Raw genomic sequence first — 25,319 nt, 5'->3', positions numbered from 1 at the left:
TTGCCTCCTAGATCCACGACGGCATCCACATCCTCATCCGCCACTCCTGGTAGCTGATCACTTCCGCGGTCAGGACGGGGTAGAAGAACGCTGTCGCCACCACTGCCAGGACCACCACAAATCCCACCACGTAGAGCCCTGATCGACGCCGCCACGGAGGGTCGCTGCTGCGGCCCAGGACCAGGCCCAGCACGTAGGTCAGGCCAAGGACGAGGAACGGTTCAAAGGACACCGCATAGAAAATGAACATGGTGCGTTCCGGATACATGAACCACGGAAGGTACCCGGCGGCGACACCGGCCAGGATGGCACCTGCCCGCCAGTCGCGGCGACCGGCCCACCAGAACAACAGGATGGCCAGCGCAATGGTTCCACCCCACCACACCACCGGATTACCGACGGGCAGGATGGCCGAGGAACAGGTTTCCACCACGCACCCAGGGGTGCCCTGTTTGGGGGTCTGGTAGTAGAAGGACGTAGGCCTGCCCATGACGAGCCAGGTCCAGGGGCTGGACTCGTACGGGTGGTCCGAGCTGAGTCCCTGATGGAACTTGTACGCCTCCAAATGGTAGTGGGCCAGGGACCGCACGGAATTGGGCAGCCAATCCCATCCCGGTGCAGGGTTGGTGGCCGCCCACTGCCGGTAGTAGGCATCCTTGGACAGGAACCAGCCCGTCCATGTAGCTGCATAGGTGACCGCTGCTGCCGGAATAATGGTGACGAAGGCCAGGAGGCCGTCCTTGAGGATGCCGGCGCTGAACCAGCTGCGGATACCGGCAATACGCCGCGCGTTCAGGTCCCAGAGGACCGTCATCACGCCGAAGGCGGCTACGAAGAACAAAGCCGACCATTTGGTTCCCACGGCCAAACCGAGGCAGATCCCCGCAACAAGCCGCCACCAGCGCATTCCGAGCCATGGGCCGGCCACCAACTGCGTAGGTGACGGGCGGCCCCGCGGGGAAGCAGCCGCCTGCGCGGCGAGCCGTGAAGCCAGACGACGGCGGCCGTCGTCGCGGTCCAGCAGCAGGGCACCGAAGGCGGCAAGGATCCACAACGCAAGGAAAACGTCCAGCAAAGCAGTTCTGGAGAGCACCAAGTGATGGCCATCAATGGCCAGCAGGAGCCCGGCAACGGCGCCGAGCGTGTGGGAGCGGAACAACTTCAGGGCGATAAGCGAGACGAGGAATACGGTCACTGTTCCCGCCAGCGCTGCGGAGAAACGCCAGCCGAACGGGTTGTCGCCACCGAACAGCCACATTCCAAAGGTGATCATCCACTTGCCTACCGGCGGGTGGACAACATACTCCGGGGTGTTGAGGAGGACGTTGGGGTTGCCGGCATTGAAGGAGTCGTTGGCGTTGGCCGGCCAGCTGCGCTCGTAGCCGCTCACCAGATAGGAGTACGCGTCCTTGACGTAGTACGTCTCGTCGAACACCAGGCTGTGGGGAGCGTCCAGCCGGAAGAAGCGGAGGATGCCGCCCAGCACGGCAGTGATGGTGGGGATCAGCCAGAACCACAGGCGCAGCGACGGCGGGTAGTCCCGCCAGCTCTGGATCCCGCCGATGAGGCGCTCCTTGAGGGCCTCGACGGTGTAAGCCTCCACTGGCCGGGCTATCCACCGGTGGCCTTCCAGCCCGCGGCCGGGCAGCGTCGTGGCCTGCGTGTGATTGGCAGGCAGGGTCCGCCGTTGCCGCGTCAAGTCCCCGGGAACCGGGGCGGACGGTTGCTCCATGGTGTCCGCTGCAGCCGCGTCACCGGCTCCGGTGGTTGCTGGGGACGCCACAGGAGTTCCGGAAGTGCTGGCAGGAACGGGCGACTGGTTCACCCGCCCATGCTACCTTTCCATCCTTGCCGCAGCGTTGAGGTGCGGCGCTGGAGGCAGCGCGGCATTAGGCTTGGCAGGTGGACGAACAGCGCAGCACCCCGGACGAGGCACCTTACAGCGACGAACTGGACGAGGCCGTTCCTGCAGCCGGCGCCGGCGCAACTCCGGGCGTGGGCAGGATTGTCCTGGCTGCCACCCCCATCGGAAACATGGGTGATGCGACCACGAGGCTGGTTGAACTCCTGGGGACCGCAGACATCGTGGCTGCAGAGGACACCAGGCGGTTGCACCGGTTGGTGACGGCCCTGCGAGTGGAAGTCTCCGGACGGGTCATCAGCTACCACGAGCACAACGAGGCAGCCAAGACCGGCGAGCTCCTGGACCATGTGCGGGCAGGAAAGACCATCCTGATGGTCAGCGACGCCGGGATGCCCGCCGTGTCGGACCCCGGGTTCCGTTTGGTGGAAGGCGCCGTTGCCGCGGGCTTGACCGTCACCGCCGTCCCTGGCCCCTCGGCCGTTCTGACCGCATTGGCACTGTCCGGCCTGCCAACCGACCGCTTCTGCTTTGAGGGGTTCCTGCCGCGTAAAGCGGGGGAGCGGAATTCACGTCTCGCGGACCTCGCGGACGAGCGCCGCACCATGGTCTTCTTCGAGGCCCCGCATCGGCTGGAAGTGATGCTCCGGGCACTCCACGAGCGCTTTGGTGCTGATCGCCGCGTAGCGGTGTGCCGCGAGCTGACAAAGACCTATGAGGAAGTTATTCGCGGAACCCTGCGCGAACTGCTCCAGTGGGCAGAGAACAACGAAGTCCGCGGCGAAATCGCCGTGGTAGTCGGTGGTGCGCCTGAACAGGAGCCCGGCAAACCCGAGGACCACGTCGCAGCCGTTAACGAACTCATCTCCCAGGGCATCCGCCTCAAGGAAGCCGTGGCAGCAGTGGCGGAGGACGCCCGCGTCAGCAAGCGGGAACTGTACTCGGCGGTACTCGCAGCGCGATGATCGACGCTGTGCAGCTGCACAATTCAGCGCCTGCATGGCAGTGCGTGAAGGCGTAGACACTCCTTCTCACGGGGCAGTACGGTGGCAGTAATTCACGCCACTTCCGGCAACGAACCCCAGTGGTGCAATTCTCCAAAGCACCCAAGACGAAGGAGTCGCCATGACTGTCACGGTTGAACGCGAAAGCGAACTGCTGGCTTCCGTCCCCACCGGCCTGCTGATCAACGGTCAGTGGCGCCCGGCCGGATCCGGAAAGACCTTTGATGTTGAGGACCCGGCTACGGGCAAGGTCCTGCTCAGCATCTCCGACGCCGGTGCTGAAGACGGCGCTGCCGCCCTCGACGCCGCTGCTGCCGCCCAGGCCGACTGGGCACGCACGGCCCCCCGCGAACGCGGCGAGATCCTGCGCCGCGCCTTTGAACTGGTCACCGAACGCGCCGAGGACTTCGCACTGCTGATGACCTTGGAAATGGGCAAGCCCTTGGCCGAGGCCCGCGGTGAAGTCACCTATGGCGCAGAGTTCCTGCGCTGGTTCTCCGAGGAAGCCGTCCGCGTGTCCGGCCGCTACTCTGCAGCCCCCGATGGCAAGAACCGCCTCCTGGTGCAGAAGAAGCCGGTGGGCCCCTGCCTGCTGATCACCCCGTGGAACTTCCCGCTGGCCATGGCTACCCGCAAGGTTGCCCCGGCCGTCGCCGCCGGTTGCACCATGGTGCTCAAGCCCGCCAACCTGACCCCGCTGACCAGCCTGCTGTTCGCACAGGTCATGCAGGAGGCCGGCCTTCCCGCCGGTGTCCTCAACGTCATCCAGACCTCCACCGCCGGTGCTGTCACCGGTCCGCTGATCAAGGATGACCGTCTCCGCAAGATCTCCTTCACCGGCTCCACCCCGGTGGGCCAGGCACTGATCCGCGAAGCCGCCGACAAGGTCCTGCGCACCTCCATGGAACTTGGCGGCAACGCCCCGTTCGTGGTCTTCGAGGACGCTGACCTGGACAAGGCCGTTGAGGGTGCCATCGCAGCGAAGATGCGCAACATGGGTGAGGCCTGCACCGCTGCGAACCGTTTCATCGTGCACGAGTCCATCGCCGACTCCTTCGCCGAGAAGTTTGCCGCCAAGATCGGCTCGCTCACCACTGCCCGCGGTACCGAGCCCGAGTCCAAGGTTGGCCCGCTGATCGACGGCAAGGCCCGCGACGGCGTTCACGCCCTGGTTTCTGAAGCCGTAGCAGGAGGTGCCACAGCCGTCACCGGTGGTGCCGCCGTCGACGGTCCCGGATACTTCTACCAGCCCACCGTGCTGAAGAACGTCGCGGCCGACGCCCGTATCCTCCAGGAAGAGATCTTCGGGCCGGTAGCGCCGATCATCACCTTCTCCACCGAGGATGACGCCGTTCGCCTGGCCAACAACACCGAGTACGGCCTGGTGGCCTACGTCTTCACCAAGGACCTCAACCGTGGCCTGCGCATCAGTGAGCGGATCGAAACCGGCATGCTCGGCCTGAACGCCGGAGTCATCTCCAACGCGGCGGCACCGTTCGGTGGCGTCAAGCAGTCCGGGCTGGGCCGTGAAGGCGGCTCCGAAGGCATCGAAGAGTACCTGTACACCCAGTACGTAGGTATCGCGGACCCGTACGCCGACTAAGCCTGCTCTTTCCACCAAGGAGCACGCCCGCCGCTCTCGCAACAAGAACGGCCGGTAAACGCAAGGGCCCGGTCCCGGGAACCACAAGTTCCCGGGGCCGGGCCTTTTGCTGTCTGCAGGATCCAGCGCCGCTGTGAGGTCAGCGCCGCCGTGGCGTCAGCGCAGCTGTGGCGTCGTTGCCGGTGTGGCGACGGCGTCGGTGTGACGTCAGCGCCGCTGGGGGAGCGCTCCCCGCAGCGTCCGCCACCACCGGGCAACCCCCCGCCCGGAAGCAGTACCAAGGGAACTTATGGCCCGGAACGGTGCGCCCAGCGCGTGCACCCACCGACGCATCATCGACGGCGGCAGCCAGTCGGCGCGGAAGCGCACCAGCCAGCGGGCATTGGTACGTAAGGATTCACGCACGACGGCGACGCGCGCCGCGGCCGCTGGCGCCGCCGACGGTGCGCTCCAACGGCCATAGCGCTGCCGCTCGAAATCCGAGGTGAGTGAGGCAACCGCGACGTGAGCGGCGTCGTCCATTCCTCCAGCTTCCCCGAGGGCTGTGCTGGAGCGAAGCCTTGCTGAGAAGTGCCTTGGCGTTTCGCTGGGCGTCGACGGCAAACCGTAGTCCGCAGCGAGGTCCTGCAGCTCCGCCCACGCCAGCTCAGGGACGGGATCCTTGAAGCCGGGCCCCAGGGCATCGGCGTCGTCGGGTGGCTTTTGGTTCAAACGGCGCCGCCGCAGTATGGTCCGGCTCAGCCGCGGAGACCACAGGAACGCGAGCAGCAATACCACGCCTGCAGCCGCTGCGCCGATGACCGGCAGCGGGTTCGCGTTGGTTGTTCCCGCAGCGGGAGTTTCAACGCCCGGCAACGGAACAGGGGCCGGCGTGGCCGGGGCCGGGGTGGTCAGGACTTCTTTTTCGTCCGCATTGGTGCTGAGGTTGCCCGGAACGGAGGTTTCCGTAGCGTACTGGGGGACGACGCCGCGCGAAGGCGTGGGCTCGAACGGAACCCAGCCGAGGCCCTCGAAGTAGAGCTCGGGCCACGCATGGGCATCCCGGGCATCTACCTCGTACTCAGGGAAGGAACCCTGGCCCACCAACGCCACCGACTCGCCTGTCAGCCGGCCGGGTGCGTAACCCACGGCAATGCGGCTGGGAATACCCTCAGCCCGCGCCATGACGGCCATTGCCGAAGAGAAATGGACGCAGTAGCCACTCTTGACGGTAAGGAAGTCGGCCAGGACTGAGAGACCGTTGCCGTCGTAGCCGTTCTGCACCGGAGCCTGCAAAGAGTACGTAAATTCACCGGAGCGCAGGTATTTCTGGATGGCCAGTGCCTTGCCGTAGTTGCTGCTCTGGGAGGCAGTGACGGAATCGGCTGTTTGCCGCACGATGTCGGGAAGGTTGCCCGGAATCCGCAGGAAGTCCTCTGAGATGCCTTGGGGAGCCGCGGTGGCACGGGACAGGGATTCTGCCGTGATTTTCGGGGCGCCGGAAAACACCACATACCGCTGCGCACGGGTGGTGGTCTCGTTACTCATGATGCTCAACGTGGCAGGATCCCAGGTCCAGCGCCCATTAAGGCCGTTGACCGATGCTGGCGCGAAGGGAGCAGGAAGGTAGGGGCTGGTGAACAGGCCGGCATTGACCGACGTGACTGTGTTCACCACTTCGCCTTGGACCGCGTATCCGGTTTCGATCCTGTCGGCACCCGCGCGCCGCTGCGCTGTACGGTCATCCGGGGCCCAGGTTTCGCCGTCGAAGTGGTCAATGGTCACTGACCTCAGGTAAAGAGGGCCGCTGGCACTGGTTGCATAGGTGATGCGGCCCGATCCCGTGGGGCTCCGGAGGCTGTTGCCCAGCGTGATCATGGGGTTGAGTCCGTTGGAGGTGCCCCACGGACTCAGCCGCGATCCTTGGGGAAAGGTCCCGGTCTCGAACCCCGGAATGGCCAGCGGCACCACCATGGTCAAGGCCAGCGCCAAGCCTCCGGTCACCAAGGAGCGCCGGAATTGGCCCGAGCCCCTGCCGGATCCGGACTGGAGCCTGGCATCAGGGGCAAACCAGTGGCTGCATCCCAGAATGAGGAGGTACCCAACAGCGGCGCCAATGAAACCGGCAACACCCACGCTTTGCGGTTTGATGGTGGCCGGAACCACCATCACTGCCAGAAGGCCGATACCGCTGGCTGCGGGCATCGAAAGTGGCACTGCCAAAGCGTCGATCAGGATCACCAGGAGACCCAAACACGCGCACATGACGAAGACGATCCCCGCATTGGGAGCCACCGGGGCACTTTCGGAAACCACCGTCTCGGCAGCGCGTTTGACCAGGCGTCCGACGGCGGTAAAGGTCCCCGGAGTGGGGATGAAGCCCGCCAGGCTTTCCTGCCGGAAGAAGGTGAAGCTGAGAATCCCCGCTAGCGAGGCGAACGAACCCAAGGTAGCCAACAGCGGTTTGGCCCGGAGCGCCCGGAGGAGGGCCAACGTCAGCGCAACAACCACCACTGTGGTGATCAAGGGCATGAACCAGGCCCACCCCCTGAGGACTCCGTTCAAGGACAAGGCAGCGCCCAGGACGGCAACAACGATCGACCCTGCCATGACCCAGGGGTAAGGGCCGGGGCCCGGGGTTCGTGGGCGCGCGGACCCCGACGGCTTTGGCCCGGTGGTTCCGCCGGGATGAACAGGGGCAGGGGACCCCCGGTGGGATGTAGCGGTCATCGGGGCACCGCCGCTCCACGGCGAACGTCCATGGCTGCTCCTGCCGCGGCCACGATTCCGCCTTCGTCAAAGGAAGACCAGGCAGCGGCCAACTGGGTCCTGGAGGTCACCACGGCCACACGCCAACCTGCCAGGCGCAGAATCTCCGGGACATCATCATTGTTCCGGTTGGCATCACTGACCATCAGGACAAACGCGTTGGCACCGTACGCTGCCGCGGGCGCCAGCGACCGGGCCTCGGCAGGAGTCAGGGTGCCCAGCAGGGCAAGAAGCGGGCCGCGAAGGCGGTGGGCGGCCAGTTTGTCCATGAGCCGGTCATCGAAGGCGGAATCGGAGGCATCCGAGCTGGCGGGGGCCGCTGCGGGGGCCGTTGCGGGGCCAGCGGCGTGGTCGGCCCTGTGGTTGTCTGCCCTGCGCTGGTCCGGCCTGTGCTGGTCGGGCCCGTGGTGCTCAGGCTTATGGTGGTCCGGCTTATGGTGCTCTGCACGGGGGTGCCTGGGGCCGCTGAGTTCAATGGCGGCCAGCCCTTCGGCGATGGCCTGCAGCCCGCCGATGCCGGTGAATTCTTCGGTATCCGGCTCCGACGCCGATCGCGAACGGATGAACGCGGGGCTGCCGAAAACATCCAGTACCCGCAAGGAGTAGTTTGATTCCGCCAGATGCGCCGCGATGGACATTGCCGCCGTCACCACCCATTCGAAGCCGGGGCTGGTCACCAGGTCCGAGTCCTCGTCGTGGCCTCCGGACATGAAACCCGAGCCTGCTGCAAAAGCGGTGAAGCGCTGGTCAAGGATAAGGGTGGCCTCGGGGGTGGTCACCGATTCCTCTTGGCGGACCATGAGCTGGCCGTGACGTGCGGTAGCCGCCCAATGGACCCGGCGCATGGGATCGCCGTGCCGGTATTCGCGGGTCATGATGTCATCGTCGCTGGGGTTGGCCCTGATGCGCGTGGCTGTCACACCGTCGTTGCCGCGCGCACCTGCCAGCCCGGTGACAGGAAGTTCGACGGCGGCCGGCGTCACGGTGAGGATGTCGCCGTCGTCGATTGCATGCCGCCGCAGCGACAAACCGAAGGGGTCACTGAACTCTGCCGTGACTGGACCGATGCGGAACTGTCCGCGCTTACCGGAGCGCAGATGGTATTCGTAACGGCTGGTTCCTCCGGACGCGGAGCGGGCCGGGAATCGAAATGCCGGGGGCGAACCGAAGCGGGGAGGCAACTGCTCCTCCATGATGACGTGCCCCGTGGAATACGAGGACCGGGCAACAGCCAAACGAACGGTGGTGGTGCTGGAAGTCTCCACTGTGGAGGGATTGAATTCCCGGTACACCTGGAACTTGGGTTTCAGCACCCGTACCCCGGCCAGGGCCACGAGCGGCAGGATAAGCAACAAGACCGCCAGGGTCAGCATATCCCGCCTCCCCATGACGTAGGCGCACCCGAGGGAGACGGCTCCGGCCGCCAGCAAGCCCCAGCCGCGATTGGTAAACAAGTGCTTGGGGAGCCGATCCACGAGCGCCATTACTGCCTCCTAGGCGGTGTGCCTGTCCCTGCGCCATGCGCCGGGTGGTTCCTGGGCAACCGGCAGGGCAGCCAGGATGCCCCGAAGGATGCTCTGCGGCGTATCACCGGAGCTCGCAGCTTTGCGGTCCAGGATGATCCGGTGCGCCAATACGGATTCGGCCACGTCCACCACGTCATCGGGCAGGACGAAGTCCCGGCCGTCCAACGCCGCGGTTGCCTTGGCTGCCCTCAGCAGCTGCAACAAGGACCGCGGGCTCGCGCCGAGGCGGAGGCGGGCGCTGTCGCGGGTAGCCCGCCCGATGGCAACGGTGTACTCCTTGATGGCCGTGGACACATACACCTGCTGCACGGCGGCGATCATGGCCGCGACGTCGGCGGCCGAGACCACGGGGGTCACGTTGACCAGGGGAGAAGCCGCCTGGTGCGTCTCCAGCATCTCGATTTCGGCTTCCTTGTCCGGATAGCCCATGGAAATCCTTGCCATGAAACGGTCGCGCTGGGCCTCGGGCAGCGGGTAGGTGCCCTCCATTTCGATGGGGTTCTGTGTCGCGACCACCATGAAGGGAAGTCCCAGCTGGTAGGAATGCCCGTCAACGGTGACCTGGTGCTCTTCCATGCACTCCAGCAGCGCGGACTGGGTCTTGGCCGAAGCACGGTTGATTTCGTCGCCGATGACTATGTTCGCGAACACTGCGCCGGGCCGGAACTCAAACTGCCGTGAGGACTGGTTGTAGATGGAGACACCGGTGACGTCCGAGGGCAGGAGATCGGGCGTGAACTGGATGCGGGAGACCGTGCAGTCCACGGTCCGGGCCAAAGTCTTTGCCAGCAGGGTCTTGCCTACGCCGGGAACGTCTTCCAGCAGGAGGTGGCCCTGGGCCAGCAACACTGTCAAAGCGAGCTTGGCGGCATCGGCCTTGCCATCGATGACCTTGCTGATGGATCCCAGGATGCGTTCGCTGGCATCGTGGAAGCGCTCCGCGTCCATGACCTGCGGCCTGTGTCCATTCAGTGCCGCACCATCCCGTGGCAGCGTACTGTAAGCCTCCCCCTGGAACGGGGTAGGTTCAACGGATACTTGTCGCTTGGACTCCATGGATTGCCCTTCAGCCGTGGCCACTGCATCAGCAATCATGGCGATGTGTTGCTGTTGTTGACCGTCTGTCCGTTCCAGACTACCCAGACATTGGTCGCCGCTGACATAGTGCCCGGGAATTTATGTGCCGAGTGGAATTTATCTCCGCGGGCCCGGCCGCCACTCAGGGGGACCGCGGTCCGATTAAGGTGGGAGCATGTGTAATTCGCTCGCTCCTGCTCCGTACCGCGCACCATCCGGGGATACAGATTCCCGCAAGGAGTACCCGCCCGCACCGGAACCCCTTCCCGTCCCCGTCATGGACAACCACACGCACCTGGATTTCCGGCACGGGCTGATAGAGGTTTCCATCAAGGACGCCATGGATTCGGCCGAGGCTGTTGGGGTGCAGGGAGCTGTCCAGGTGGGCTGCGACCTGGAATCCTCCCGCTTTACCGTGCAGGCAGTGGACGCGGACCCCCGGCTGCTTGGGGCAGTGGCGATCCACCCCAACGATGCCCCGGTGTACGCAGGACGCGGCGAACTGGACTCGGCCCTTGCCGAGATCGAAGAGCTGGCAGGCCACCCCCGAATCCGCGCCATCGGCGAAACAGGGTTGGATTTCTTCCGGACCCACGGGGAAGGGCTTGTCGCCCAGCGGTACTCCTTCCGGCGACACATAGATATCGCCAAGCGGCTGGGATTGACCTTGCAAATCCATGACCGAGACGCCCACGACGACGTGGTGCAGGTCCTGATGGAAGAAGGCGCCCCGGAACGGGTGGTGTTCCACTGTTTCTCCGGGGACGAAGAACTGGCCCGGACCTGCAACCAGAATGGGTGGTACATGTCGTTTGCCGGCACCATGACATTCAAGAACGCCGGGAACCTTCGCGCAGCCTTGGCGATTGCCGAACCACGCCGGATCCTGGTGGAAACAGATTCGCCGTTCCTCACGCCCCACCCGCACCGTGGACGGCCCAATGCCAGCTACATGGTTCCGTACACGGTTCGATCCATGGCTGAAGTGACAGGAGATGACCTTTCCGAGCTCTGTTCGCGCCTGGCGGAAAACACGCTCCAGGCCTACGGTTCATGGGCCTAGGGCTGTGCTGGCGAGGTCCTTGGAGCACCTCGGGATGAATACCCGGTATGCAGAAGTCTTGGCTCGTTTATAACAGATCGGTTACTGTGTTAAACAAGTAGCCGGGGTCGGGGAAGGCCTTCGGACAGCTGGGCCCGGTTAACACCGGCCTGAATCAGTTGAATGTAATTGGCGGCGCAGATGCCGGCAGCAAGTGTGGGACCAGGCTTTGTGCCTGGCCCCTCCGTTTTGCCGCTGGCATTATTTCTGTGCTTTTCCCCGTGCCCGGACGGTCTGAGAGTTATGGGCAATCGTGATCAAGTTCTTCACAACGGATGGCAAGTTCAGCTTCCTCAAAGTCGGTGCCCAGTTGCTGGTTGTTGCAGCGCTGGTGGTCGGTGTTGTCGCCTTCGTGGGCAACAACAAGACCGTCACCCTCAACGTGGACGGCAAGGTAAGTTCCATCCAGACCTTTGGCGGCACCGTTGACCAGGTGGTCAAGGCAGCCAAGGTCGAGCTGAAGGACGCAGACAGGGTTTCACCGGCCCTCGACGCCCGCGTAGACAACGGTTCCGTGGTGAACATCAACCTCGCCAAGGCCGTGTCCATTGAACTGGACGGTGCACGCAAGACCGTGAACACGAACGCCCCGGACGTTGCCGCGCTCGTCAGTGAACTCGGCGTGGCAAGCTCCTCCCAGATCTCCCAGCCCAAGGAAGCATCGCTGGAAGTCACCGGATCCTTCGTTTCCATCTCCACGCCCAAGACGATCAGCCTTGTGGCTGACGGCAAGGACACCAGCACCACCACGACGGCGGCGGACGTCGCCACTGTCCTCAAGGACTCCGGCATCACCGTCGGCGCCAACGACCGCATCTCACAGCCTGGCAACGCGCCCATCGTCCAGGACATGGTGATCAAGGTCTCCCGCGTGGACCTCAGCAAGACCGCCGAAGCCACCGAAGAGGTGCCTTTCGAAAGCGTGAAGACCGAATCCGCCGATCTGTACAAGGGCGAAGAAAAGGTGACCCAGGAAGGCGTAGCCGGTTCCCTGGTCAAGACTTTCAAGTTGGTCCTGGTTGACGGACGCGAAGCATCACGTGCCCTGGTTTCGAGCAATGTCACCACCAAGCCGGTCACCGAAAAGGTCAGCGTTGGCACCAAAGCCCGCCCCGTAGCTGCGGCTCCTGCCAAGGCTTCGGCCCCCACCTCCAGCGGTCCTACCGGTGCCCCGAACGAGGCCATGTGGGACAGGATCGCCCAGTGTGAATCCGGCGGAAACTGGTCCATCAACAGCGGCAACGGCTACTACGGCGGCCTCCAGTTCTCCAGCCCCACCTGGCTTGCCAACGGTGGTGGCGCCTATGCTCCGAACGCCAGCCTGGCCACCAAGGCCCAGCAGATCGACATCGCCAACCGCCTCTACGCCAAGAACGGGCTCCGCGACTGGGGCTGCGCGCACGCAGCCTGACCCCTCACAGGCGATACGATACCTAGGTGACTGAACCGAATTCCGAACCCGCCGCCGTCGCGCCTTTGATGGGTGCCACTGACATTCGACGGCTTGCCGAGGAAATCGGTGTACGCCCCACGAAGACCCTCGGGCAGAACTTTGTCATCGACGGCAACACCATCCGCAGGATCGTATCTGCCGCAAACATCGACTCCGGTGAAACCGTGCTGGAGGTCGGCCCGGGCCTGGGATCCCTGACCCTCGGTTTGCTGGATGCCGCCAAGACCGTGGTGGCGGTGGAGATCGACCCCGTCCTGGCCGAAAAGCTGCCGGCAACCGTCCGGGCGTGGCGGCCCGGGGCGGAGGAGAACTTCCACCTGGTGCTTTCCGACGCCATGAAGGTCACCGAACTGCCCGTGCCCCCAACGGCATTGGTAGCCAACCTGCCCTACAACGTTGCCGTCCCGGTGGTGCTTCACCTGCTGCAGTACTTCCCGAGCCTGCAGCACGGCTTGGTCATGGTCCAGGACGAGGTAGCAGACCGGCTGGCTGCAACCCCCGGCTCCAAGATCTACGGTGTTCCCTCCGTCAAGGCAGCCTGGTACGGGCATATGCGAAAAGCCGGCGTAATCGGCATGAACGTCTTCTGGCCGGCACCCAAAATCCATTCCGGGCTTGTGGCCTTCACCCGCCATGACCCGCCCCAAACCCATGCCACCCGCGAACAGGTCTTCGCCGTGATCGACGCCGCCTTTGCCCAGCGTCGGAAGACGCTCCGTGCAGCCCTGGCCGGCTGGGCCGGCAGTGCTGCAGAAGCAGAGCGCTGCCTGGTTGCGGCCGGCGTGGACCCCACCGCCCGCGGCGAGGTCCTGGACATCTCCGCCTACGTCAAAATCGCCGAAGCACGCCACCCCGTGGACGCATGAACCCGGGCATCCGAAAACCAAGCAGCCTCCCGTTCGCGGGGGACCGCTTCCATGCCCGGACAGTCCGAGTCAAGGCGCCCGGGAAAGTCAACGTCTCCCTGAGCGTCGGCCCGCTGCGGCCCGATGGATACCACTCAGTGGCCAGCGTCTACCTTGCGGTCTCCCTGTACGAAGAGGTGGCGGCCACCAGCACGGAGACTGACGGCATCACCATCAGCATCAGCCCGGACAGTGCGCTTGACCTGGACGGCGTGGACATCCCGCTGGATGAACGGAACCTTGCCTATAAAGCCGCGGCGATCATGGCCGAAATGTCCGAAAAGCCGACCGGCGTCCACCTTGAAATCACCAAACGGGTGCCGGTCGCCGGCGGTATGGGAGGCGGCTCAGCGGATGCCGCAGCCACGCTCCTGGCCTGCGACGCACTCTGGAACAGCGGCCTTTCCCGCGAAGAACTTGCCCATCTGGCAGCCGAGTTGGGCGCAGACGTACCGTTCTCGCTCCTGGGAGGCACCGCCGTCGGGCTTGGCGTGGGCGACAAACTCTCGCCGGCCCTGGCCAAGGCGCAAATGGATTGGGTGCTGGTCTTCGCAGATTACGGACTTTCCACGCCGGACGTGTTCCGCACACTTGATGGCCTCCGGGACTCGGAGGGCGTCGAAATTCCTGAACCTGTTGCCGTGGATCCCACCATTCTGCAGGCGCTCCGCAATGGTGATCCGGAGACACTCAGCCGGGTGCTCATCAACGATCTCCAGCGGGCGTCCATAGCTTTGGCCCCGCAACTCCGGGACACCATTGGACTGGGCGAGGCCCGGGGCGCACTTGCCGGCATGGTGTCCGGCTCCGGGCCCACCATTGCGCTGCTTGCCCGGGATTCGGTCTCAGCCACGGTTCTTGCCGAAGAGTTGGGTCACCGCGGACACACCGCTTTGGCTGTCCACGGCCCCGTGCCAGGCGCCCGGATCATCTCCGATACCCTGCTTTAGAACCCCTCCAACTCCTGTACCTCCGCATTCCAGCAGTAGAAAGTAGTACCCATTGGCCCACCTGCTCGGCGGCGAAAACCTCACCGTTTCGTTCGCGACCCGCACAGTCCTCGACGGCGTCACCCTCGGTTTGGAGGATGGCGACCGCATCGGCATGGTGGGGCGCAACGGCGACGGCAAGTCGACCCTCATGCGCCTGCTCGCCCTGCGCTCCACGCCGGACTCCGGCCGTGTCACCAAACGTGGTGACGTGAACGTCGGTTACCTGGACCAGGGAGACGTACTCGACGGCGACCTCACGGTTGGCGCTGCGATCGTCGGCGACCGTGCGGACCACGAATGGGCCGCCAACGCCAAGATCCGCGAAGTCATGGGCGGCCTGGTGGGCGACGTCGACTGGCACGCCAACGTCCATGCGCTCTCCGGTGGGCAAAAGCGCCGCGTCGCGCTGGCCAAGCTCCTCATCGAAGACCACGACGTCATCATGCTGGATGAACCCACCAACCACCTCGACGTCGAAGGCGTCGCCTGGCTGGCCCGGCACCTGAAGACCCGCTGGCGCGCGAACCAGGGCGCCTTCCTCGTGGTCACCCACGACCGCTGGTTCCTTGACGAAGTCTGCAACTACACCTGGGAAGTCCACGATGCCATGGTGGACATGTTCGACGGCGGATACGCCGCCTACGTTCTGGCCCGCGCCGAGCGTGACCGCACGGCCGCCGTCGTCGAAAATAAACGCCAGCAGCTCGTCAAGAAGGAACTGGCCTGGCTGAGGCGCGGCGCCCCCGCCAGGACCGCCAAGCCCAAATTCCGCATCGAAGCTGCCAACGACCTCATTGCCGACGTGCCGGATCCCCGCGACTCCGTGGCGCTGAGCAAAATGGCCACCGCACGCTTGGGCAAGGACGTGCTGGACCTGGAAAACGTCAGCCTGGATTTCCTGGGCGGCGAGAGCGGACAAAAGCTCTTTGACAACATCACGCTTCGGCTCGCCCCGGGTGAACGCCTGGGCCTGGTGGGTGTGAACGGTGCCGGGAAGTCCACGCTGCTGAAACTGCTCAACGGTGAGATCCAACCAAGCTCCGGGAAAGTGAAGCGCGGAAAGACCGTCGTCACTGCTGTGCTCACCCAGGACGTCAAAGAGCTGGACGACGTTTCGGATCTGCGCGTTATTGAAGTGATCGAACGCGAGAAGCGGTCCTTCAGCGTGGGTGGCAAGGAATTCACTGCCGGTCAGCTCGTTGAACAGCTTGGGTTCACCAAAGAAAAGCAGTGGACCCCCGTTTCGGACCTTTCCGGTGGCGAGCGGCGACGACTCCAGCTCCTGCGCCTGCTGGTAGGAGAGCCCAACGTCCTCATGCTTGACGAACCCACCAACGACCTCGATACCGACACGTTGGCCGCCGTTGAAGACGTCCTGGACGGCTGGCCGGGAACCCTGGTGGTTGTCAGCCACGACCGCTACCTCCTGGAACGCGTCACGGACAACCAGATGGCGTTGCTCGGCGACGGCAAGCTCCGCGGCCTGCCCGGTGGCGTGGATCAGTACCTCGAGCTGCGCGAAGCCGCCCTTGCCTCGGGTGCCATCGGTGGCAGTTCCGGTGCGCCGACCTCTGCAAGCGGCTCTTCTTCCGCTGCCGTTCCGTCCGGCGCCAGCGAAGCCGAAAAACGCGAGGCCCGCAAGGACCTCAACAGGATCGACCGGCAGCTCGGCAAGATCTCCCAGCAGGAAGAAAAGCTCCACACCCAGATGGCCGCGAAGTCCGAATCCGGCGACTTCGACGCCCTGGGGGAGCTCAACGCCAAGTTGCAGGAGTTGCTCGAGGAAAAAGAGGGGCTTGAGCTCGAGTGGTTGGAGGCCGCCGAAATCCTGGGCGAGTAGTTTCCGGCCGGAGCAGGGTCGCGCATCCTCCGCGTGCTGGCTCGTGTCTCGTGGCTCGTGTCTCGTGCTGGCGGCGCAGGGGCGCGCATCCTCCGCGTGCTGCTCCTTCGTCGCTTTGACGCGCGCTTCCGGATGCCCGCCGCTGCGCCTGTGTGTTCCCAACGGTCTCTCACATCCCCTGGGTTTTGGGACGACGGTCTCTCACATCCCCTGGGTTTGGGGGCGACCGTCTCGCAGATCCTCCGGGGTTTGGGGGCGACGGTCTCTCACATCCCCCGGGTTTGGGGGCGACGGTCTCTCACATCCCCCATGTGCTGCTCCTTCGTCGCTTTGACGCACGCTTCCGGATGCCCGCCGCTGCGCCTGCGTGTTCCCAACGGTCTCTCATATCCCCGGGGTTTGGGGGCGACGGTCTCTCACATCCCCTGGGTTTGGTTGCGACCGTCTCTCACATCCTCCGGGTTTGGGTGGCTCTAGCGCACACCTTCGTAGCCTATGAGCCAGCGGAGACCGTGACGGTCAACTACTTGACCGTCTGAGGCACCCCAAGGCTTTGGCGCCAGCGGATCCAGGACTTGACCTCCGTCGGCCAGTTTGTCGAACCATTCGTGAAGAACTTTGGGTTCGGCAGTTCCCAGCAGTGAGAGCATGGCGCCTTGAATGCTGACGGCCATTTCGTCACCGGCAGCATCTGAACCCATCAGCGAGACCACGCCACTCAGGACGCCATGGGCGATGGCGTCCGGGAGGCCGTCAGTTCGGTTGAATTCAGCAAAGTTGTGCAACGAAAGCTCCCCGCCGAAAATCTCAGCGTAGAAACTCAGGGCCTCACGCGCGGTCCCGGGAAAGGTGATGTAGAGCTGAGGAGCTGTCATGTGCACATCCTACAAACCCGCCGCTCAGGGGCGGGGGATGTGGATGAGGGTTGGGTTGGAGGGTGGGGGATGTGGATGAGGGTTGGGTTGAAGGGTGGGGGATGTGGATGAGGGTTGGGTTGAAGGGTGGGGGATGTGGAAGAGGGTGCATGAAGGCCGCCCCGTGACCGGAGGGTCACCTATGCGTTGCGTCCAAGCCTCGGCGAAGGGCGCTGGCGTGGTGGAGGTGTCCACAGGCTCACACGCAGTCAGGCTTCTGAACGCAGTCCAGGTTCCTTCTGCAGACCCGTAAGGCCGTTCCATGCCAGGTTCACCAAGTGCGCGGCAACAGCCCGTTTGTCCGGCGTGCGGCTGTCGAGCCACCACTGTCCGGTCATCGCCACCATTCCCACCAGCATCTGCGCATACATGGCACCGTCCGCGGCGCTGAATCCCCGGCGGGCGAATTCGTCGGACAGCAGGTGTTCGACCCGTGCCGTGACGTGCGAGAGAAGTGTGGAGAAGGCGCCTTCGGGCTGCGACGGCGGGGCATCGCGCATCAGGATCCGGAAACCGTCGGTGCGGTCTTCGATGTAGCCGAGGAGGGCCAACGCTGCGCGTTCCACCAGGACCCGGGGCTTGGCTTCGGTGCTGAGGGCCTCGGTGATGGAGTCCAGCAGAATCCGGAATTCGGTCTCCACAACCTGCCTGTACAGGCCTTCCTTGGAGCCGAAGTGCTCGTAGATGACAGGTTTTGACACTCCTGCGCTGGCAGCGATTTCCTCAATGGTGGTGCCATCGAGGCCGCGGGCCGCGAAGAGTGCCCGGCCAATGCCGATCAGTTGGGATTTGCGCTGTTGCCCGGTCATCCTGGTGCGTACTGCGGGGCCGCTGGAGACCTGTTCCAAGGGCTCGGCGGTGTCCTCGGGCCGGGGGAGTTCAGTGCGCTTGCTCACGTGACCATCATGCCTTAAGGGCAGGGTGCAGGCCCGGTGCGGCGGGGTGGAAAGGGGTCCAGGACGCGTCCTGTGGTGTGCCGCGGAAGGGGGATCGGGCGGTCAAGTCGCGAAGCACGCAATGGTCATGGCAAACTAGTTTCTTGTGTGTGCATCCCGGTAGCCCGGGAAACTGTCAGGCCCTGCTGCCTGAGGGTGTGAATCATGCACGGTCCGCTCTGGTGTAATGGCAGCACCCCGGCCTTTGGAGCCGTGGAGTATAGGTTCGAATCCTATGGGCGGAACGGTCGGAAAATGCGCTCCTCTCTGTACCTGGAACGGCTCAAACGGTGCCCGGGTCCGATGGGATGGCAGCATTCCGAAGCCGGGTTACCCGGGACATACCGAGCAAGGAGAGCCAGTACGTGAGCCCCGAATCCAACGGTCCCGCAGCGGTCATAGTTTTGGCCGCAGGCGCTGGAACGCGCATGAAGTCCCGGACCCCCAAGATTCTCCACGAAATCGGCGGACGCTCCATGGTGGGCCACGCCCTTCTGGCAGCCCGCTCCATCTCTCCGCTGAAGCTCGCCCTCGTTGTCCGCCACGAACGCGACCGCGTGGCTGGGCACGTCACAGCGCTGGATCCCGAAGCCCTCATTGTTGACCAGGACGATGTTCCCGGCACAGGCCGTGCAGTGGAGGTGGCCCTCAAGGCCCTGGACGCCGAGGCCGAACTGGTTGGCACCGTTGTTGTCACCTATGGCGATGTTCCGCTGTTGACCGGCGAATTGCTGGGCGAACTCGTCAGCACCCACGAGGCTGAGCACAACGCAGTCACCGTCCTGACCGCCGTATTGGACGACGCCACCGGCTACGGCCGGATCCTCCGCGCCGAGGACGGCACGGTCACCGGCATTCGTGAGCACAAAGACGCCAGCGAGGCTGAGCGCAGCATCCGCGAGGTCAACTCCGGTATCTACGCTTTCGACGCCGCAGTGTTGCGCACCGCCCTTGCGAAGGTCACGACGGACAATGCCCAGGGCGAGATGTACTTGACGGATGTCCTGGGACTGGCGCGCGACGCCGGTGGCCGGGTTGCCGCCGTCGTGACTGAAGACCGTTGGCAGGTTGAGGGCGCCAACGACCGTATCCAGCTTTCCGCGCTTGGTGCCGAGCACAACCGCCGCATCATCGAGTCCTGGATGCGCGCAGGCGTTACCGTCGTGGACCCGAACACCACATGGATCGACTCGACGGTGAACCTCGACGAAGACGTCCGGCTGTTGCCGAACACCCAACTTCACGGTTCCACCACGGTGGCGCGCGACGCCGTCGTGGGTCCCGACACCACCTTGACCGACGTCCACGTCGGTGAGGGCGCCAAGGTGACCCGCACCCATGGTTCGGGTTCCACCATCGGAGCGAAAGCAAGTGTAGGTCCGTTCACGTACCTCCGTCCGGGCACGGTCCTGGGCGAGACGGGCAAGATCGGCGCTTTCTATGAAACCAAGAACGTGACCATCGGCCGCGGTTCGAAGCTGTCCCACCTGGGCTACGCCGGCGACGCGGAAATCGGTGAGGACACCAACATCGGCTGCGGCAACATCACAGCCAACTACGACGGCGAGAAGAAGCACCGCACGGTGATCGGCTCGGGCGTCCGCACCGGTTCAAACACGGTATTCGTGGCTCCCGTGACTGTTGGCGACGGCGCCTACAGTGGCGCCGGCGCCGTCATCCGCAAGGATGTTCCCGCAGGAGCCTTGGCCCTGAGCCTGGCCGCGCAGCGCAACGCTGAAGGTTGGGTTACTGCCAACCGCCCGGGCACCGCCTCCGCCAAGCTGGCCGAAGCCGCGCAGGAACCGGCAAACGCCTCCACATCTTCACAATCCCCGGCAACCATAGAAGAAGGCAAACAGGCATGAGCGAAATTACCGCACACGGAGAGAAGAAGTTGATTCTCGCCGCCGGAAGGGCGCATCCGGAGCTGGCGCAGGAAATCGCGAAGGAGCTGGAGACTGAACTCCTGCCCATCGACGCCTACGACTTCGCCAATGGGGAAATCTACGTCCGTTCGGCCGAGAGCGTGCGAGGCACCGATGCCTTCGTCATCCAGGCCCACCCGGCGCCGCTGAACAACTGGCTCATGGAGCAGTTGATCATGATCGACTCACTGAAGCGGGCCTCTGCCAAGAGGATCACGGTTGTTTCGCCGTTCTACCCCTACTCCCGCCAGGACAAGAAGGGCCGTGGCCGCGAGCCCATCTCCGCCCGCCTGGTGGCCGACCTCTACAAGACCGCCGGTGCGGACCGCATCATGTCCGTGGACCTGCACACCTCGCAGATCCAGGGCTTCTTCGATGGTCCCGTTGACCACTTGATGGCCATCCCGCTGCTGGCTGACTACATCCGCACCAAGGTTGAAGCCGACAACATCACCGTTGTTTCCCCGGACACCGGCCGCGTCCGCGTTGCCGAGCAGTGGGCCGAGCGATTGGGCGGCGCCCCGCTGGCGTTCGTGCACAAGAGCCGTGACCTCACCGTCCCCAACCAGGCTGTCTCCAAGACTGTTGTTGGCCAGGTGGAAGGCCGCACCTGCGTCCTGATCGACGACATGATCGACACCGGTGGAACCATCTCCGGCGCCGTTCAGGTCCTGAAGAACGCCGGTGCCAAGGACGTCATCATTGCCTGCACGCACGCAGTCTTCTCCGACCCCGCCGCGCAGCGCCTGGCCGACTCCGGTGCCCGCGAAGTCGTGGTTACCAACACGCTGCCCATTCCGGCCGAGAAGCGGTTCCCGTCCCTGACGGTGTTGTCGATCGCGCCGCTGATTGCCCGTGCCATCCGTGAAGTGTTCGACGACGGTTCGGTCACCAGCCTGTTCGACGGCAAGGCATAAGAAAGTCTGTTCCAAAACGGGCCATCAGCAGCTTGCGAGCTTGCGGGTGGCCCGTTTTGCTGCCCGTTTTCATGTTGCACGCGTTCCGCTGCTAAACTCTTGGGGATACCTTGGCGAGGGAGAGCACATCCGGTCCACATTGCGTGGGCTTGGGTTGCGGGTCTCCGTTATCGACTGGGTCTGCATCTCCTTCAACACAGGCGGAACGGCTGCTCAGCGGTCGATCCCAGCCGGGCGTAGAAGGTCTCCAGACCTCCGCCCTTGCTGATAGACCAGCCCGGATTTTCCCGGGCGCCACAGTAATCAAGGAGTACACATGTCTGAGCAGAAGCTCACCGCAGAACTGCGCACCGAATTCGGCAAGGGTTTCGCCCGCCGTGCACGCATGGCCGGCCAGATCCCGGCTGTCATCTACGGCCACGGCGCAGAGCCGATCCACATCAACCTGCCGGGCCGCGCCACCACGCTGGCAGTGCGCGTTTCCAACGCCCTCCTGGCGATCGACGTCGACGGCGAGCAGCACCTGACGCTCGTCAAGGACATCCAGCGCGATCCCGTAAAGCAGATCATCGAGCACGTTGACCTCCAGACCGTGAAGGCCGGCGAGAAGGTTACCGTCGACATCGCGATCCACGTTTCCGGTGAAGTTGCTCCGGGTGCTGTTGCCAGCCTCGAAGCCACCACGGTTTCCCTCGAAGCCGAGGCAACCCACGTCCCCACCGCCGTCGAGGTCAGCATCGAAGGCCTCAAGGCCGGCGAGAGCATCCACGCGTCCGACCTCGTGCTGCCGAAGGGCTCCACCCTCCTCACCGAAGGTGACACCCTGGTGGTCCGCATCGCTGAGACCGCTTCCGAGGCTGAAGAAGAAGCACCGGCCGCTGAGTAGTCTTTTGACTGTTTGAGGCGCAAGCCGTTGAGTGGCCGGGAACCTTTGGGTCCCGGCCACTTTCCTTTGTCCCCGCTGCTCCAATCCGTCGGTTGGGCACGTCCGCCGCTGAAACAACCAAACCTTTCCTAGGATGAGACCATGAGTGAGACCTGGCTGATTGTCGGCCTCGGCAACCCCGGCAGCGAGTACAGCAACAACCGCCACAACGTGGGGCAGATGGTGCTGGACGAACTGGCTTCCCGCATGGGCGGGAAGTTCAAGGTCCACAAGGCCCGTGCCCAGGTAGTGGAGGGCCGGCTGGGCATCGGCGGCCCGCGGGTAGTGCTGGCCAAGCCCATGACCTACATGAACACCTCCGGGGGACCTGTTGCCGGACTGTGCAATTTTTTCGACATCGCACCCGACCACGTTATTGCGGTCCACGACGAAATCGACATCCCTTTTAACACAGTCAAGCTAAAACTGGGCGGTGGCGAGGGCGGGCACAACGGGCTCCGTGACATCTCCAAAGCACTCGCCACCAAGGACTATTTGCGCGTCCGGGTGGGAGTTGGCCGGCCTCCGGGCCGCATGGAGACTGCCGACTACGTCCTCAGGGATTTTGCCACCGCTGAGAAGAAGGAACTGCCGTTCCTGTTGGATGAAGCCGCTGACGCCGTGCAATTGCTCATGGACCAAGGCTTGTTGTCAGCCCAGCAGAAGCACCACCCCGCAAAAACTTGAGCAAATCTTGAGGAAAGCCTGAGGAAAGCCTGACGGTCCCAGCGACCCCAAGGCCTACAAAGTGTCGGCGCCCGACGGTAGTGTGCATGGTACGCAGGTAAGCGGTGGGGGACTGTCGCAGATGTGTAGCGAAGGATGCGAATGTCGGCGGAGTTGCTAAACAAGGGCGGGGGAGGCGCAGCAAGGGCTGCGGCTCCCGATCTTGTGGGTGGGCCTACGGACAGGCAAACGTGGTCATTGCTGGCCCGCAGCCACGATCTGTCGAAGGCAGGCAAGTTCCTCGAGTCTCCCGAGTCCTACGGGGTGATCCTCACAGGCCAACGGGGAATCGGTAAATCCGGCCTCGCCCGGGCCGTGGTCTCATCGCTGGGCCCCAAGGTCCACAGCCTCCAGTTGCGTAACACCGTTGCCAACGGACAAACCCCTTACGGCTGCCTGGGTTTCCTGCTGGCCCGACTGCCGTCCGAAGCCGTGAGTTCGCCTACGGGAATCCTGCATGCAGTAACCAGCTTGATCAGGAAGGAAGCGGCCGGCCGGGACACCGTCCTAATAGTGGACAACGCAGGCGGCATGGACCCCATGAGCACAGGGGTGCTGTTGAACCTCATGGCCAGCGGGACAGCCAAAGTAGTTGCCACCGTTCAGCGTGCCAGCGACCTCCCCGCCGACTTCCACCGCCTGGTCCTCGAAGGGGAGCTGGGTGAGGTCCACCTCAACACCCTGAGCGAAGAACAGACCAAGCAGGTGCTGGGTTCGGTCCTTGGACACTATGTTTCATCAACGCTGGTCGGCTCGCTGCACTCGGCAGTGGGCGGAAACCCGATGCTCCTCCACGCTCTCCTGGAAGAGCAGCGGCACACAGGCAACCTGGTGCTCAACGATTCCGTCTGGACGCTCCGGGACCAGATCAAACTCGAAGGCGCCACGGTGGTGGAGGACTTTGTCCGTTCCAAACTGGCGCGCGAAACGCAGGCCAGCAGGACCGTCGTCGAAATCCTGGCCTGTGCGCAGCGCGCGACCTTGATGGACCTGGCAGCCATCTTCGGCACCGAGGTTCTGGTGGAGATGGAAGATTCCGGGCTGCTCACGGTCGAACGCGGCGAAGACCACTGGGTGTCCCTGCGCGATCCCTACGTGGGCGAGGTAGTCCAGGGCTGGCTCAGTACCCGCCGCAGGCGTGAACTGCGGCTGATGCTTCATGGTCCCAAGGAACCTGAACTGCGGGGTTTGGCTGCACAGGATCTTCTGAGCTATGCGGCGTGGATGCATTCCTGCGAGGACGAGCCCACACCGTCGCCGGCGCTTGCACTTGCGGCCGGACGCGCGGCTTTGGATGACTTCGACCCCAACTTTGCCATCCAATGCACGTTGTCCCTGGATCCCAAAGACGAGGAGTGGGTGCCCGGCCAGCGCCTGAAGGCCGCGGCGTACCTCATGCTGGACCTTCCATTGCACGCAGCCCAGGCCCTGGACGAGGTATCCGAGTCGCACTTCGCCGCGCTGGACCCGCTGGAGTTTGCCGAAATAACTGCCGCGAAATGCCAGGCAATGACCTGGATTGATGGTCGGGCGGGCATGGTCCCAGGGGTCATTTCCGACGCTCTGGACACTCTTGCAGCGATGGCGGGCAATTACCCGGCTGATGTGGTGGCCAAGGCATTCAACCGCCTCCACCTGTGCAACTACGAGTACAACACCTACATGGGCGAGTACGCCTCGATCATCGACGCCTTGGAAGAGGAACTGGTCAAAGACCCCGGGCAAGACCGGGAGCACTGGTTGAGGTCGGCGTTTTTCCTGGTGGAAGCCCGTTGCATCCTTGGCCGGGAGCTTGAGGCGCAGGAACTTGCGCGGACACTGTCGCGGCATCTGGGGGACACGGACAGGCCTGCCCAGTTGGAAGAGGCCTTCGCGAAGCATGCTTTCCTGGTGCTCTTGCTGTCAGGACAGTGGCGGCAATGCATTGAACTCATGCGGCGCACACCCTCCCGGTCCTCACGGCTTCAGTACAGGGGCGCTTTGACCGAACTGGGCATCGGCCTCGCCTACGCCTACGCCGGCAAACCTGCCTGCGCCATTGAGCCTTTGCGGTCAGCAGTTGCCCAACTGGAACTCCGACCGGCCATGAACATGAACAAGGTGGCCTACGCTGCGACGGCTTTTGCCTACGCCCAGCTGGGCAATTCCGTGGAGGCAGGCCGATACCTGGACCTGTACAGGACATGCCGGGGAACCGGGACGTATTTCTCCGAATCCGTGTCGGAGTTCTGTGCTGAGATGGCCGGACGTTGGATGGGGGACCCTGACGTGAAACAGCGGCTCCTGGCCCGGGTCCGCAACGATGTTGGGAAGCAGCGGTTGACCACTGCCGGCATCTGCCTCTTCGGCGCCACCGTGGAGGGCACTGACGAGGAATACCGGCTGCTTGAAGACATTGCCGGGCGCCGACAAGGCCCGCTTGCCCAGATCTCCGGGAACCTCGCCCGTGGTGCATTGAGCAAAAACTCCCGTTCCATGCTGGAAGCCGCTGATGCCGCAGCATCCCTGGACCTGCTGGTGGTTGAGGCCAGGTGCGTGGCCATGGCCTTGGACTATGCCCGCGACGCCGGCGAGACAACTGCTGCCCGCACAGCTCAGTTGAGGCTCGAACGGCTGGAGCATTCCGTGTCCGCGCTGCCGATCCAACCCCGCAGCGACGCGCCGGTCTTGACGGAGCGGGAACGCCAAATTGCTAAACTCGCCGGGAAGGGTGTCAGCAATCGTGAAATCGCGATGGATATCGGGGTGTCTGTGCGAACTGTCGAAGGCCATTTGTACCAGGTGTTCACAAAACTGGGTGTTTCGTCTCGAGGCGAGCTCAATGGGCTGCTGTGAAGCAGGCAAAGCCGTAGAAGTGCGGAGTGCC

18 protein-coding genes and 1 tRNA gene are annotated in these 25,319 nt (G+C 64.1%); 13 read left to right on the top strand and 6 right to left on the bottom strand.

Features of this window, described 5'->3' with window-relative positions:
• Positions 1 to 7: 7 nt before the first annotated feature.
• On the bottom strand, positions 8 to 1,825 hold the full coding sequence (locus tag BLQ01_RS06970; protein WP_091550771.1) for a dolichyl-phosphate-mannose--protein mannosyltransferase: 1,818 nt from the start codon (positions 1,823 to 1,825) through the stop codon (positions 8 to 10).
• A gap of 125 nt (positions 1,826 to 1,950) precedes the next feature.
• Here BLQ01_RS06970 and rsmI point away from each other — a divergent pair, with 125 nt between their 5' ends.
• Positions 1,951 to 2,826 (top strand): 16S rRNA (cytidine(1402)-2'-O)-methyltransferase, encoded by an 876-nt coding sequence (rsmI, locus tag BLQ01_RS06965; RefSeq protein ID WP_254779299.1) that lies wholly within the window; start codon positions 1,951 to 1,953, stop codon positions 2,824 to 2,826.
• A 160-nt stretch (positions 2,827 to 2,986) separates the two neighbouring features.
• Positions 2,987 to 4,468: an NAD-dependent succinate-semialdehyde dehydrogenase gene (locus BLQ01_RS06960; RefSeq protein ID WP_026542786.1), complete on the top strand. Its 1,482-nt coding sequence runs from the start codon at positions 2,987 to 2,989 to the stop codon at positions 4,466 to 4,468.
• A gap of 207 nt (positions 4,469 to 4,675) precedes the next feature.
• On the opposite strand, the gene BLQ01_RS06955 is transcribed toward BLQ01_RS06960, so the two are convergent.
• Genes BLQ01_RS06955 through BLQ01_RS06945 form a run of 3 tightly spaced genes read right to left on the bottom strand, consistent with a single transcriptional unit; the run spans position 4,676 to position 9,798 of the window.
• A complete protein-coding gene (locus tag BLQ01_RS06955) occupies positions 4,676 to 7,177 on the bottom strand; it encodes a transglutaminase TgpA family protein (protein ID WP_091550770.1) in 2,502 nt (833 codons plus the stop codon).
• Entirely contained in the window at positions 7,174 to 8,700 is a 1,527-nt protein-coding gene (locus tag BLQ01_RS06950) for a DUF58 domain-containing protein (RefSeq protein WP_091550768.1), read from the bottom strand. Before BLQ01_RS06950 ends, BLQ01_RS06955 begins: the two co-directional genes overlap by 4 nt.
• 9 nt (positions 8,701 to 8,709) lie before the next feature.
• Positions 8,710 to 9,798, bottom strand: coding sequence for an AAA family ATPase (locus BLQ01_RS06945; RefSeq protein ID WP_026542783.1), 1,089 nt, complete (start codon positions 9,796 to 9,798; stop codon positions 8,710 to 8,712).
• A gap of 196 nt (positions 9,799 to 9,994) precedes the next feature.
• On the opposite strand from BLQ01_RS06945, the gene BLQ01_RS06940 reads away from it, so the two are divergent.
• The 5 genes from BLQ01_RS06940 to BLQ01_RS06920 all read left to right on the top strand — a co-directional run bounded on the left by BLQ01_RS06940 (position 9,995) and on the right by BLQ01_RS06920 (position 16,111).
• Positions 9,995 to 10,882 carry a TatD family hydrolase gene (locus BLQ01_RS06940; RefSeq protein ID WP_091550766.1) on the top strand — a complete coding sequence of 296 codons (888 nt, stop codon included), beginning with the start codon at positions 9,995 to 9,997 and terminating at the stop codon, positions 10,880 to 10,882.
• A 292-nt stretch (positions 10,883 to 11,174) separates the two neighbouring features.
• Entirely contained in the window at positions 11,175 to 12,332 is a 1,158-nt protein-coding gene (locus tag BLQ01_RS06935; RefSeq protein WP_091550765.1) for a resuscitation-promoting factor, read from the top strand.
• 26 nt (positions 12,333 to 12,358) lie between these two features.
• A complete protein-coding gene (rsmA, locus tag BLQ01_RS06930; protein ID WP_091550763.1) occupies positions 12,359 to 13,240 on the top strand; it encodes a 16S rRNA (adenine(1518)-N(6)/adenine(1519)-N(6))-dimethyltransferase RsmA in 882 nt (293 codons plus the stop codon).
• Complete coding sequence (locus tag BLQ01_RS06925) at positions 13,237 to 14,229, top strand: 4-(cytidine 5'-diphospho)-2-C-methyl-D-erythritol kinase (RefSeq protein WP_091550762.1); 993 nt, start codon at positions 13,237 to 13,239, stop codon at positions 14,227 to 14,229. The genes rsmA and BLQ01_RS06925 overlap by 4 nt, the downstream gene beginning before the upstream one ends.
• Before the next feature lie 52 nt (positions 14,230 to 14,281).
• Complete coding sequence (locus tag BLQ01_RS06920; protein WP_091550760.1) at positions 14,282 to 16,111, top strand: ABC-F family ATP-binding cassette domain-containing protein; 1,830 nt, start codon at positions 14,282 to 14,284, stop codon at positions 16,109 to 16,111.
• A gap of 473 nt (positions 16,112 to 16,584) precedes the next feature.
• On the opposite strand, the gene BLQ01_RS06915 is transcribed toward BLQ01_RS06920, so the two are convergent.
• Complete coding sequence (locus BLQ01_RS06915; protein WP_091550759.1) at positions 16,585 to 16,986, bottom strand: VOC family protein; 402 nt, start codon at positions 16,984 to 16,986, stop codon at positions 16,585 to 16,587.
• A gap of 248 nt (positions 16,987 to 17,234) precedes the next feature.
• Positions 17,235 to 17,834, bottom strand: coding sequence for a TetR/AcrR family transcriptional regulator (locus BLQ01_RS06910; RefSeq protein ID WP_026542776.1), 600 nt, complete (start codon positions 17,832 to 17,834; stop codon positions 17,235 to 17,237).
• A gap of 299 nt (positions 17,835 to 18,133) precedes the next feature.
• Here BLQ01_RS06910 and BLQ01_RS06905 point away from each other — a divergent pair.
• The 6 genes from BLQ01_RS06905 (at position 18,134) to BLQ01_RS06880 (ending at position 25,288) form a co-directional block, all read left to right on the top strand.
• Positions 18,134 to 18,205, top strand: a tRNA-Gln gene (locus BLQ01_RS06905).
• A gap of 120 nt (positions 18,206 to 18,325) precedes the next feature.
• Positions 18,326 to 19,825: a bifunctional UDP-N-acetylglucosamine diphosphorylase/glucosamine-1-phosphate N-acetyltransferase GlmU gene (gene glmU / locus BLQ01_RS06900; RefSeq protein WP_026542775.1), complete on the top strand. Its 1,500-nt coding sequence runs from the start codon at positions 18,326 to 18,328 to the stop codon at positions 19,823 to 19,825.
• Complete coding sequence (locus BLQ01_RS06895; RefSeq protein ID WP_011774071.1) at positions 19,822 to 20,802, top strand: ribose-phosphate diphosphokinase; 981 nt, start codon at positions 19,822 to 19,824, stop codon at positions 20,800 to 20,802. The genes glmU and BLQ01_RS06895 overlap by 4 nt, the downstream gene beginning before the upstream one ends.
• Positions 20,803 to 21,118: 316 nt before the next feature.
• Positions 21,119 to 21,688, top strand: coding sequence for a 50S ribosomal protein L25/general stress protein Ctc (locus BLQ01_RS06890; protein WP_026542774.1), 570 nt, complete (start codon positions 21,119 to 21,121; stop codon positions 21,686 to 21,688).
• Between the two features lie 141 nt (positions 21,689 to 21,829).
• Positions 21,830 to 22,414, top strand: coding sequence for an aminoacyl-tRNA hydrolase (pth, locus tag BLQ01_RS06885; RefSeq protein WP_026547081.1), 585 nt, complete (start codon positions 21,830 to 21,832; stop codon positions 22,412 to 22,414).
• A gap of 141 nt (positions 22,415 to 22,555) precedes the next feature.
• Positions 22,556 to 25,288, top strand: a complete 2,733-nt coding sequence (locus BLQ01_RS06880) for a helix-turn-helix transcriptional regulator (RefSeq protein ID WP_175493363.1) — start codon at positions 22,556 to 22,558, stop codon at positions 25,286 to 25,288.
• Positions 25,289 to 25,319 lie beyond the last annotated feature (31 nt).

This window comes from Arthrobacter sp. UNCCL28 (assembly GCF_900102805.1).
In the GTDB taxonomy this organism is placed as follows: Bacteria; Actinomycetota; Actinomycetes; order Actinomycetales; family Micrococcaceae; genus Arthrobacter; species Arthrobacter nicotinovorans_A.
This window is presented reverse-complemented; position numbering and strand designations above follow the sequence as displayed.

Coding starts and splice junctions, on each gene's coding strand:
- BLQ01_RS06960 (WP_026542786.1), top strand. CDS start 2,987: ATGACTGTCACGGTTGAACGCGAAAGCGAACTGCTGGCTTCCGTCCCC.
- BLQ01_RS06955 (WP_091550770.1), bottom strand. CDS start 7,177: ATGACCGCTACATCCCACCGGGGGTCCCCTGCCCCTGTTCATCCCGGC.
- BLQ01_RS06950 (WP_091550768.1), bottom strand. CDS start 8,700: ATGGCGCTCGTGGATCGGCTCCCCAAGCACTTGTTTACCAATCGCGGC.
- BLQ01_RS06945 (WP_026542783.1), bottom strand. CDS start 9,798: ATGGAGTCCAAGCGACAAGTATCCGTTGAACCTACCCCGTTCCAGGGG.
- BLQ01_RS06940 (WP_091550766.1), top strand. CDS start 9,995: ATGTGTAATTCGCTCGCTCCTGCTCCGTACCGCGCACCATCCGGGGAT.
- BLQ01_RS06925 (WP_091550762.1), top strand. CDS start 13,237: ATGAACCCGGGCATCCGAAAACCAAGCAGCCTCCCGTTCGCGGGGGAC.
- BLQ01_RS06915 (WP_091550759.1), bottom strand. CDS start 16,986: ATGACAGCTCCTCAGCTCTACATCACCTTTCCCGGGACCGCGCGTGAG.
- BLQ01_RS06910 (WP_026542776.1), bottom strand. CDS start 17,834: ATGACCGGGCAACAGCGCAAATCCCAACTGATCGGCATTGGCCGGGCA.
- BLQ01_RS06895 (WP_011774071.1), top strand. CDS start 19,822: ATGAGCGAAATTACCGCACACGGAGAGAAGAAGTTGATTCTCGCCGCC.
- BLQ01_RS06890 (WP_026542774.1), top strand. CDS start 21,119: ATGTCTGAGCAGAAGCTCACCGCAGAACTGCGCACCGAATTCGGCAAG.
- pth (WP_026547081.1), top strand. CDS start 21,830: ATGAGTGAGACCTGGCTGATTGTCGGCCTCGGCAACCCCGGCAGCGAG.
- BLQ01_RS06880 (WP_175493363.1), top strand. CDS start 22,556: ATGTCGGCGGAGTTGCTAAACAAGGGCGGGGGAGGCGCAGCAAGGGCT.